This is a genomic window from Streptomyces sp. NPDC057428, from assembly GCF_042803195.1.
Classification (GTDB): Bacteria; Actinomycetota; Actinomycetes; order Streptomycetales; family Streptomycetaceae; genus Streptomyces.
The window spans coordinates 22,650-31,329 of sequence record NZ_JBHVCT010000075.1 but is presented as its reverse complement, the minus strand read 5'-3'; the positions used below and the strand labels follow the sequence as shown (position 1 = coordinate 31,329).

Annotated in this window: 7 protein-coding genes; 1 reads left to right on the top strand and 6 read right to left on the bottom strand. The window is 70.0% G+C overall.

Going from position 1 to position 8,680, the window contains the following annotated elements:
• Window positions 1-426: 426 nt before the first annotated feature.
• A complete protein-coding gene (locus ACFU5K_RS24380) occupies window positions 427-1,434 on the bottom strand; it encodes a stage II sporulation protein M (protein WP_384065246.1) in 1,008 nt (335 codons plus the stop codon).
• 118 nt (window positions 1,435-1,552) lie between these two features.
• Between ACFU5K_RS24380 and ACFU5K_RS24375 the strand changes: the two genes are divergently transcribed.
• The gene (locus ACFU5K_RS24375; RefSeq protein WP_384065242.1) at window positions 1,553-2,536 is read left to right on the top strand and encodes an RDD family protein; all 984 of its coding nucleotides are present in this window, start codon (window positions 1,553-1,555) and stop codon (window positions 2,534-2,536) included.
• A 131-nt stretch (window positions 2,537-2,667) separates the two neighbouring features.
• Here ACFU5K_RS24375 and ACFU5K_RS24370 read toward each other — a convergent pair whose 3' ends face one another.
• The 5 genes from ACFU5K_RS24370 to ACFU5K_RS24350 all read right to left on the bottom strand — a co-directional run bounded on the left by ACFU5K_RS24370 (window position 2,668) and on the right by ACFU5K_RS24350 (window position 8,675).
• Window positions 2,668-3,309 carry a hypothetical protein gene (locus tag ACFU5K_RS24370; protein WP_384065240.1) on the bottom strand — a complete coding sequence of 214 codons (642 nt, stop codon included), beginning with the start codon at window positions 3,307-3,309 and terminating at the stop codon, window positions 2,668-2,670.
• Window positions 3,310-3,433: 124 nt separating this feature from the next.
• Entirely contained in the window at window positions 3,434-4,891 is a 1,458-nt protein-coding gene (ahcY, locus tag ACFU5K_RS24365) for an adenosylhomocysteinase (protein ID WP_384065238.1), read from the bottom strand.
• A 262-nt stretch (window positions 4,892-5,153) separates the two neighbouring features.
• The gene (locus tag ACFU5K_RS24360; RefSeq protein ID WP_384065236.1) at window positions 5,154-6,146 is read right to left on the bottom strand and encodes a cation diffusion facilitator family transporter; all 993 of its coding nucleotides are present in this window, start codon (window positions 6,144-6,146) and stop codon (window positions 5,154-5,156) included.
• A gap of 87 nt (window positions 6,147-6,233) precedes the next feature.
• Entirely contained in the window at window positions 6,234-7,403 is a 1,170-nt protein-coding gene (manA, locus tag ACFU5K_RS24355) for a mannose-6-phosphate isomerase, class I (RefSeq protein WP_384065233.1), read from the bottom strand.
• A 135-nt stretch (window positions 7,404-7,538) separates the two neighbouring features.
• Window positions 7,539-8,675: an SIS domain-containing protein gene (locus ACFU5K_RS24350; protein WP_384065231.1), complete on the bottom strand. Its 1,137-nt coding sequence runs from the start codon at window positions 8,673-8,675 to the stop codon at window positions 7,539-7,541.
• Between the last annotated feature and the right edge of the window lie 5 nt (window positions 8,676-8,680).

Here is an 8,680-nt window from a genome sequence, read left to right as displayed (position 1 = left end):
CTCTATCAGACTCTTTCGTGTCCGATTCCCGGTCGAAGCGGGTTACTACTTGTTCCGCTTTCCAGTTCTTCGCTTTCGCGTTTCCCTTTCCGGCGGTTCCAACTTTACCAGACTCTTTTTCGTTCCGTTTCCGGTCCGAATTTGATTCCGGCGACCTGTGGAGTGGCCTTTGCCTTTCGGCTGACTCGACTTTATCAGAAGCAATTCGACCAAGTGAATCGGCCTGTTTGCCAGAGAGAGAAGAATCGATCGGCTCTGCGGGGACGTCGTCCCCTTCACGAGCGAGATGAACCTTAACCGTCGCAGGCGAGCCTGTCCAGCTCCTTGCAACCGTTCAAATCTACCTCCCCACGCCGACCGTGTCAACGGTTTTTTGTGGGCGAAGAGGAGACTAGCAGGCCAACGCCCTGTCACGCACATCGCCCGTCAGGCAGCCGAGGGGAGTTCGGCGCTTCGTTCGCCGGCATCGAGATCTCCGATGTCACCCGCGCGAGCCGCCCGTCCTCCGAGTACGTAGACATAGACGAGGAAGGCGCCCTCGGCCACGACGCCGATGGTGATACGGGCCCAGGTCGGAAGGTCCGACGGGGTGACGAAGCCTTCGATGGCCCCGGAGACGAACAGGACCAGCGCCAGCCCGATGGCCATGCCGAGCGCGGCCCTGCCTTGCTGGGCGAGAGCCGTACGCCGTGTGAAGGGGCCCGGGTCGATCACGGTCCAGCCGAGACGGAGTCCGGTACCGGCTGCCACGAACACGGCTGTGAGTTCGAGCAGCCCGTGCGGCAGCACGAGCCCCAGGAAGGTGTCCAGCCTGCCGACGGAGGACATCAGGCCGATACCTACGCCGAGGTTGAGCACGTTGACGAAGAGGATCCAGATGACCGGTACGCAGAGAAAGGCGCCCAGCACGAGACACATCGCCGCGGCCTGGGCGTTGTTCGTCCAGACCTGGGCGGCGAACGAAGCTGCGGGATGGCTGGAGTAGTAAGTCTCGTACTCCCCGCCGGGGCGCGTCAGCGCGCGCAGGTCCTCGGGTGCGGCTATCGCCGACTGAACCTCCGGGTGGGTGCCGATCCACCAGCCGATGACCGCTGCGAGCAGTGTGGAGAGCACGGCTGTCGGGATCCACCACTGCCTCGACCGGTAGACGGCGGCAGGAAAGCCCGCGGTCAGGAACCGGGCGGCGTCCCGCCACGAAGCCCGGCGCGTGCCCGTGACCGTGGAGCGGGCGCGGGCCACGAGCTGGGTGAGCCGCGCGGTCAGCATCGGATCCGGCGCGCTCGATCGGATCAGGGACAGGTGGGTCGCCGTGCGCTGGTAGAGGAGGACGAGTTCGTCCGCTTCCGCCCCCGTCAGGCTGCGCCCCCGGTGCAGAAGGTGGTCCAGGCGGTCCCACTCGGTTCGGTGGGTGGATACGAAGACGTCGAGGTCCATGGTCGGCTTCTGCTCCATGCATGGGTGCGTACGGTCCGTACTGCGGCGGCGCGTTGCGGGTCAGCTTGGCAGACTGTGGTCCCGAGGGGCAGGGAAGGGCGGCGAGGGGTGGGTGGCGATGAACGAGCTCGTGACCGGGGACGCGGTCGTACTGGGGTTGCAGCCGGCGAGGCTGCCGAGCCGGGCGCTGGCGATCGCCATCGATCTCGCGGTACTCCTGACGGTTTTCGTCCTGCTGTCCGTCGGTCTGGCCGTGGCGACCGTGACGCTCGACGAGGCGGCGACCGCCGCGATAGGCGTCGCCACGTTCCTTCTGGTGCTGGTGGGCGGGCCCATCGCGGTCGAGACCCTCAGCCAGGGCCGTTCCCTCGGGAAACTCGCCTGCGGACTTCGCGTCGTGCGGGACGACGGCGGACCGATCCGCTTCCGGCACGCTCTGGTGCGAGGCTCCATGGGCGTGGTCGAGATCCTGGGTACGTTCGGCGTCGTGGCCTGCATCTCGTCACTGGTGTCAGCTCGTGGCCGACGGCTCGGTGACGTGTTCGGCGGAACTCTCGTGGTACGTGAGCGGGTGTCGGCCGCCCGCACGCTCGCCGTGCCCCCGCCACCGCCCTGGCTGATGGGCCGCTTCCAGCAGGTCGACCTGTCCACAGTTCCCGACGGCCTATGGCTTGCGATACGGCAGTACCTGACCCGCATGCGTCAACTGGACGCCGCCGTGCGGTGGTCGATGGCCGAACGTCTCTCGTCGGACCTCGCCGCGCTGACCGGCACCCCGGTGCCGCAGGGAGTTCCCGCGGCGGCCTATCTGGCCGCCGTGGTGCACGAGCGTCAGACACGTGACGCCCGTCGGCTGAGTGCCGCCGCGAACCGCACCGCGCGGGGGCGTGCCCAGGAATCCCCCTTGGCTGCACCCCTGTTCAAACCTGCGCACATGCCCGGACACCTCAACACGAGCGCGCCCGGTGACGCACCGGTGAGCGCCCACCGGACCCTGCCGGACGCAGGTCAGCCGGAGACCCACCGCGAGGGTGATACGCCGACGGCACGCGTCGAGGGCACGCAGGGGCAGCCGAGGACGGGCTTCGCCCCTCCGGCCTGAACCCGGAACCCGGAATCGGCAATCGGCAATCGGCAATCGAAAGGCGGGAATCCTGACCGCCCAGCCGCCACCGGACCGAAGCACCCGAACCGAACCGCCGGCCCCGGCCGGACCACCGGGCAGTTGTCCGCCTAGGTCCCATGGGTCCCACTCGTCGGGCGGGGCATGGCCGAGGGCGGGGATTCGAGGTGTTCGAGCTCGATGCCGGGAGCGGCGAGCACCACGTCGCCCGCGATGTGCACGGTGTGCCGGTCGCCCGTGTCGAGCGCGTCGACCTGGTACTCGTCCACGGTCAGAGGTCCGTTGTCAGTGGCGTGCGCTTCACTGTTCAGCAGGGACCAGGCCTGGTCGACCGTGCGGGGGGCGAGAACCGGGTCCGTGAAGGTGACAAGGCGGACGCGGGCGGCGGGGGAAGCGGGGGTGAGGCGCAGGATCCGGGCAGTGGCGACGAGGAATGCGGGGGAGGTTCCGGAGAAGGCCCGGGCTCGGACGTTTCCTTCGGTGGCGTCCGCGCCGGTCGGGTCGGTGCGCACCCAGGTGACACCGTCGATGGCGGCACCTCGGATCTGCCAGCTCGCGGCGTGCAGTTCCAGGCGGATGGGGCGGCCGAGCTCGTCCAGGGCCAGATCGACGGAACCCAGGTGGGCGCCCGAGGGGCCCGTGGTCTGCGAGACGTAGCGCCAGCCGGACGGGCCGGGGGCGCAGTGGAAGTGTTCTTCGCCGAGGGGGGTGTGGTCGTGGAGGTCGTGGAGCGAATATCGGCCGCGGGGCATGGGGTCCTTCGGGTTCCTCGGGCTGTGCGGGTTGGGTACGGCGCAGGCCCCCGGCACGGGGGTGCGGGGGCCTGCGTTCGGACCTGCTGCTGAGGGTCCCGCCGACCGTGGGCCGGCGAGGTTCCTAGTAGCGGTAGAGGTCGGACTTGTACGGGCCCTCGACCGGGACACCGATGTAGTCGGCCTGCTCCTGGCGCAGGGTCGTGAGCTTCACGCCCAGCGCATCCAGGTGAAGGCGGGCGACCTTCTCGTCCAGGTGCTTCGGCAGCACGTAGACGTCGGTCGGGTAGGCCTCCGGCTTGGTGAACAGCTCGATCTGGGCCAGCGTCTGGTCCGCGAACGAGTTGGACATGACGAACGAGGGGTGGCCCGTGGCGTTGCCCAGGTTCAGCAGACGGCCCTCGGACAGCACGATCAGGACCTTGCCGTCCTGGAACTTCCAGGTGTGGACCTGCGGCTTCACCTCGTCCTTGACGATGCCGTCGATCTTGGCCAGGCCGGCCATGTCGATCTCGTTGTCGAAGTGGCCGATGTTCCCCACGATGGCCTGGTGCTTCATCCGGGCCATGTCCGAGGCCATGATGATGTCCTTGTTGCCCGTGGTCGTGACGAAGATGTCGGCGGTCTCCACCACGTCGTCGAGCGTCGCGACCTGATAGCCGTCCATGGCGGCCTGCAGGGCGCAGATCGGGTCGATCTCCGTGATGATCACGCGGGCGCCCTGGCCACGCAGGGACTCGGCGCAGCCCTTGCCGACGTCGCCGTAGCCGCAGACGACGGCGGTCTTGCCGCCGATCAGTACGTCGGTGGCCCGGTTGATGCCGTCGATCAGCGAGTGGCGGCATCCGTACTTGTTGTCGAACTTCGACTTGGTGACCGCGTCGTTGACGTTGATCGCCGGGAACAGGAGGGTGCCGTCACGGTGCATCTCGTACAGCCGGTGCACACCGGTGGTGGTCTCCTCGGTCACGCCGCGGATCTCGGACGCCAGCTGGGTCCACTTCTGCGGGGACTCGCCGAGCGTGCGGTTCAGCAGGGTGAGGATGTGCGCGTACTCCTCGCTGTCCGCGGTCGACGGGTCCGGGGCCTCGCCGGCCTTCTCGAACTCGACACCCTTGTGAACGAGGAGGGTGGCGTCGCCACCGTCGTCGAGGATCATGTTCGGACCGCCGGTGGGCGTGTTCGGCCAGGTCAGAGCCTGCTCCGTGCACCACCAGTACTCCTCCAGGGTCTCGCCCTTCCAGGCGAAGACCGGGACGCCCGCGGGGGCGTCCGGAGTGCCGTTCGGGCCGACCGCGATGGCGGCGGCGGCGTGGTCCTGGGTGGAGAAGATGTTGCAGGAGGCCCAGCGGACCTCGGCGCCCAGGGCGACGAGGGTCTCGATGAGCACCGCGGTCTGCACGGTCATGTGCAGCGAGCCGGTGATCCTGGCGCCGGCCAGCGGCTGCGTGGCGGCGTACTCCTTGCGGATCGACATCAGGCCGGGCATCTCGTGCTCGGCGAGGGTGATCTCCTTGCGCCCGAAGGGGGCGAGGGAGAGGTCGGCGACCTTGAAGTCCTGGCGATTGGCGGCCGTCGTCATAACGGGCTGCTCCTCGTGATGGGTCGAGGGTGGACTGGCTGGCTCTGCGGCGGCCACGGGCACACGAATGCCCGAGCGATCCGCAGTGCAGTCCGTCGGAGGCCCTCTCTCCCTCGGCCGGCCCGCTCCGGCGGACCGATCGACCGCCATCAGCAGCGACGTCTGGTATTCACTCGAATCTACACCGAACGGCCCAGCGAGCCCCAGCCCACCCGGGCATCGGTGTGGGTCGCGGAACCGTTCGGGGCTGTTTCCCAGGGAGTCAGTGGCCGGATCCGGCCGGTTCGCCGGAGGGTGTCCGGCCGCCCGGCGTCTTGCCGGGGTTGGCGCCGGCCTCGGCCGCGGCCTGGTTGTAGATGTCCGGCTCGAGGTAGATGACCCGGGCGATCGGCACTGCCTCACGGATCCGGCTCTCGGCTGCGTTGATGGCCGCGGCCACCTCGGCGGCGGACTCGTCGTGGCGTACCGCGATCTTGGCGGCGACCAGGAGTTCCTCGGGGCCGAGGTGCAGGGTGCGCATGTGGATGATGCGGGTGACGGTGTCGCCGTCGACCACCGAGGCACGGATCTTCTCGACGTCCTCGATACCTGCCGACTCACCGAGCAGGAGTGACTTGGTCTCCGCGGCGAGGACGATCGCGATGACGATCAGCAGGACACCGATGCAGAGGGTGCCGATGCCGTCCCACACGCCGTCGCCGGTGCCGAGCGCCAGGCCGACACCGGCGAGGGCCAGGACCAGGCCGACCAGCGCGCCGAAGTCCTCGAGGAGTACGACGGGGAGTTCGGGCGCCTTGGCGCGGCGGACGAACTGCGTCCAGGTGAGCTTGCCTCGGGTCTGGTTGGACTCGGCGATCGCCGTACGGAAGGAGAAGCCCTCGGCGATGATCGCGAAGACCAGTACGCCCACCGGCCAGTACCAGGCCTCGATCGCGTGCGGGTGCTTGATCTTCTCGTAGCCCTCGTAGATCGCGAACATGCCGCCGACGGAGAACAGCACGATGGAGACGAGGAAGGCGTAGATGTAACGCTCGCGCCCGTACCCGAAGGGGTGCTCGGGCGTCGCCTCCCTCTTGGCCTTCTTCCCGCCGAGCAGAAGGAGGCCCTGATTGCCCGAGTCCGCGAGTGAGTGGACGCTCTCGGCCAGCATCGACGACGAGCCACTGAAGAGGAACGCAACGAACTTGGCCACCGCGATCGCGAGGTTCGCGGCGAGTGCCGCCACGATCGCCTTGGTTCCGCCTGACGCGCTCATGGGTGCCTGGTGTCCCTTCCTCGGTGCTGCGGCACGGGCGCCGCGTTACGGCCGGACATTGTTGCAGTCACAGGTGCGGGCCGTACGTCAGACAACTACGGTCGCCCGGAAGAGCGTTCCGGTACCGGAAGCTTCGACCGTTTCGTCCGCCGGAACGAACACGGATTCGCCGGGCGCGAGGGCGGTCTCCCCGGCCCGCGGGGATCCCGCGGTGCAGAGCAGGATCTGCGGGGTGCCGGCAGTCAGGTCGACCGGGGCGCCGCCGGCGGACAGGACGTAGCGCGACAGCCGGAACTCGTCGACCGGCGTCTCGTAGAGCTCCTCGCCCGTGGCCGATGCCTCGGGCCGCAGGATGCCGGGCTCGGTGGCTTCGAACCGGACGATACGCAGCAGTTCGGGGACGTCGATGTGCTTGGGGGTCAGTCCGCAGCGCAGCACGTTGTCGGAGTTGGCCATGATCTCGACGCCGAGACCACCGAGGTAGGCGTGCGGCACGCCCGCTCCCAGGAACATGGCCTCGCCGGGCTGGAGTTGCACGTGGTTCAGCAGCATGGCCGCGATCACGCCCGGGTCGCCCGGGTAGTGGTGGGCGATCTGGGCGTAAGGGGCATGGGCGCCGCCGAGCCGTTCCGCGGCCTCGGCCGCCTCGGCGACCGTACCCGCCATCTCGTCCGGGTCGGCGGTGAGGATCGCCGTGAGGACCTCGCGCAGTGCCGCCTCCTCGGGGCGGGCGCGCAGCAGGTCCACGTAGGGCTTGAGCGAGTCGACGCCGAGGGCCGCCATCGAGGCCGCGGCCTCGTCGGGCCTGCGGAATCCGCAGAGGCCCTCGAACGGGGTGAGCGCGCAGATCAGCTCGGGCTTGTGGTTGGCGTCCTTGTAGGTGCGGTGCGGCGCGTCGATGGCGATGCCCCGGCGCTCCTCGTCCGCGTACCCCTGCTGTGCCTGTGCCAGGTCGGGGTGGACCTGGAGGGAGAGCGGCGCTCCGGCGGCCAGCAGCTTCAGCAGGAAAGGAAGCCGGGGACCGAAGGCCCGGACGGCGGCGGGGCCGAGTTCACGCTCGGGGTCAGCCGCGATGACGTCGGTCAGCGACTGCTCCCCAGGACCCGTGGGGCGGCTCAGCCTGGAGGGGGCCCCGGGGTGGGCCCCCATCCACATCTCCGCCTGCGGTTCGCCGGTCGGGACTGTGCCGAGCAGTTCGGGAATGGCTGTGGTGGACCCCCAGGCATAGGGGCGCACGGTGTTGGAGAGCCGGTCCATGGAGATTCGTCCTCGTGGATGTGCGGGGGCTGTGATGCCCTGTGGGAAGCCAGTCCGTCGGACTCCGTTGTCCGTCGCGGGCGGTCTCCCCTGTGCGGTGAGCGTGCGGTCGTCCCTCGTGGGGGAAGCGGTTGGTCAGACCCTGTTGTCGGAGGCCAGGGAGAGGTAGACGGCGGCGAAGTCGGTGACCGCGAGCAGTTCGGCGAGGGACTCCAGCTCGCTGCCCTCCTCGGGTTCGAGTTCGCTGATGGCCGTGTCGTGGCCGAGCGCCAGCTCGCGGGCCGCCGGTCCGGCGGTCAGTCCGCCTGCGCGCCGGTCGCGGAGCAGGACGACGCGGGCCCGCATGGCCTCGGGCTCGTCGACCCGGTCACGGAAGAAGTCGTCGGGGTCGGCCCCCGCGGCGAAGGCCCCGGCCAGCAGCGCCCCGTGGGAGGGCAGTGCCTCGGGCAGTTCGGCCACCAGGGCCGGGCGGCCGGCGAGCTCGGCCAGGACCGCGGCGAACCGGCGGCCGACGGGGCCGGCCGCGTCCCCCTCCGTCCAGACCAGAGGCAGGCTGTCGGCGAGCTCGGCCGCAAGGGTCTTGGCCGGGTTGCTGTACGTGGCGATCGCCGGTCCGCAGCGCTCGGCGGTGCGGTCGAGCCGGTCTGCGACCTTCTGCAGGGCATCGGCGGGTGCGTCGACGAGGCCCACCCGGTCCAGCAGGGCCAGCAGCGGGGTGAGGAGGGCCCACAGGGTGCCGGGCCCCGCCGCCGATGTCTCGGCGTCGTACTCCCCGTGCGGGGCGGCCGCCATCGGCACGACGAGTCCGTGGATTCCGTCGACGGCTTCTCTCAGCGGGGAGCGGACGGGGGCGACGGCCACGACGGTGCAGCCGCGGCGGTACGCCTGCTCGGCGAGGCGCGCGAGGCCGGGTTCCGATCCGTCGGCGGTGGCGATGAGCAGCAGGTCGACGGATCCGGCCCAGCCCGGCAGTGTCCAGCGCAGCGCGCCTGCGGCAGCCGCGACCCCGGTGGGGCGGATCGCGGTGACGGGTGCGGCGGCCCCGGCGAGGGCGCCGATCAGATCGGCGACGCCGGACGCGGCGGTACCGGGCCCCGCGACGAGGACGGCGCGCGGCCGGCCTTCAGGGGCGAGCGCACCGATGCCCGCCTCGGCGGCGTGCAGGGCGGCGGTACGGACGCGGGCCCCGGCTTCGGCGGCGCCGCGGAGGAGTCCGCGACGGTCTGCTCGGGCCAGGGCGTCCGGTGCGTCGAGCAACGACTCGTCGAGCATGGCGG